Genomic DNA, 2025 nt, shown 5'->3' with positions numbered 1-2025 from the left:
CCATTTTCAGGCAAAGTTTGCAACCGATATACTTTTTCACTTTGAGGGTCTTGGTCCTTAGTATATTCTAGTGCCCTGAATGTTTGCTGTCCGTCCAAAAAGCTCATGGCTGTCCGGTCGACATTCTTTGGATTGTAAGGGGTCTGAGCAAATAGCTTTTCAGAATACAGTAAGCCTAATAACCCCAACAAAAAATAACTTAAACGTCTTCTCATAACCTTGAATGGGTGTTTTGTTTTTATAAACTCTACAAGATTGGCAGGCCAAGTCTTACTTGACATCCAGTACAATATCGTCAAACTGAAATCCAACCAGCCACTGGTTGAAGGGCGAATCAGGGTCGAAGAAGTCAACGGTAATAACATGCTTACTTACTACTGGCTGGCCATTAAGGGACACGGAGAAGTGGGGTTGATCGAAGGGATAGTAGGTCAGCGGGGGGAAGATATCGAGCATTTTCAGCCTGAGCTTGTACTTGCCCTGGGGTTTGTCATCTCCCTTCAGGATAACCCCGGAATTTTCCGAGTCAACATCCAGGTAGGTGATCAGATTTCCATTTGGATCGATCAGGTCGAGCGGATTGCCATCGGGATCGATCAACTCTACACCCAGCCGGTAATTGGATGTGCCTATGGCCCAACCGTCGGGATCATTGCGGAATCCTTTCAGGTCAATAGTAAAATCGACGAGTTGGGGCTTTGGAGGTTGGTTGGAGCCTCCCGAGCCCACGGCGTTGAAAAATATATTGGGCAACAGTATTGCCGCGCAGGAAGAAGAGTTCTTAACCGTCAGGGTGTAGCTTTTACCGCTGGTCAATGTGCTGGCCGGAACCAACATGAAATTGTTAGTAGTCGGCTTGTTATTGAATCCGGCTACCGGGATCGAAGTTCCCGCATCCTTAATCGTGACCAGGTATTGGCTGCCGGCGGCAAACGATCCGCTGTGGTACCACTCGATATTGAAATTTTTGTCCGAATCCACTTTGCCCAGATCACCTGGAAAGGATACTGAGGGGTGGTCGGGGCAGACTGTGTAGTTAAAAGGAGGAGAAAGGGCTGATTTAGCTCCCAGAGCATTAATCGCACAGACCCTCACCTGAAAATTACCGTCGAACAGCAAAGGGTCCTGTATGAGCAAGTCCAGGTTCGGGGTGGTAAAAATGGCGGTGAGATTGGACGCTGTTTTAGTGATCTCCAATTGATACTGGGCCACCCAGTCCTTATTGAGCGAACCTTGAGTCCATACGAAGGTAGCCAGGAAGTCGTGGAAGGGAAAAACAGTGCCGTTGGCCGGGCTATTCATAGCCGGTACCGCGAGCTGTTGATTGGTTTTGATACGCCAGATGTTGTTGCAGAGGCCAAATGCAGCACCTTTTTGGGGAAGTACGCGCACAAACAAATTGGTAAGATTAGCGACGGAGGGAAGTAAAAAGCTACTGGTGGTCAGATTCCCTGCTACGGTTTGCGAACGGATGATGTTGAGAAATGCAGCGTCTGTGGCGGCTTGTATGACATAGTTACTTGCCCCTGCATAAGCATACCAGCTGACATCGAACCCCAGACTGCTGACGGCCGTGGGCGGATCAATGGCTTTTTGATTCAAAGCCTGCAATATGGAAGTCTGCGGTGTGGCGGTATGCAGCGTAACGACATCGGACCATGCGCCATAATTTTTATTGATTTTGATGAAATCCAACCGTTCCGCCCTGACACGGGCATAGTAATCCTGCCCTGCTTCCAGAACCGTGTTGATCTCTCCTTCGTCGGTGAAATTGGTGGTGTGCAATGCAAAGCCATCATAGACCAGGTTATTGAAGGCATTGTCGGTAGCCACTTGTATGTCATAGCGATGTGCATCATCCACCGACATCCACATCAGTTCAGGTTTATCCCAGGGATTGACCACCATAGACAGGTTGTTATTAGGCCAGAACTTGATTTTCAGATCTTTCAGCACGAAAGCATGCGTGGGACTGAACTGCTGATAGAACTGACAAAGCGGGTTAATGCCTTTGCAGAAATTGGG

2 protein-coding genes are annotated in these 2025 nt (G+C 48.4%); both read right to left on the bottom strand.

Translation table 11 applies throughout. The annotated features are described in order from the left end of the window. On the bottom strand, positions 1-215 hold a 215-nt coding region (locus tag BP71_RS37830), incomplete at its 3' end, for a hypothetical protein (RefSeq protein WP_496387111.1). A gap of 55 nt (positions 216-270) precedes the next feature. Continuing rightward, positions 271-2025, bottom strand: a 1755-nt coding sequence (locus BP71_RS37825) for a hypothetical protein (protein WP_496387109.1), incomplete at its 5' end; no start/stop codon positions are given.

It is taken from the genome of Dyadobacter ginsengisoli DSM 21015 (assembly GCF_059568735.1).
Note: the sequence above shows the minus strand (reverse complement) of the source record. Positions and strands in the feature narration are given on the sequence as shown.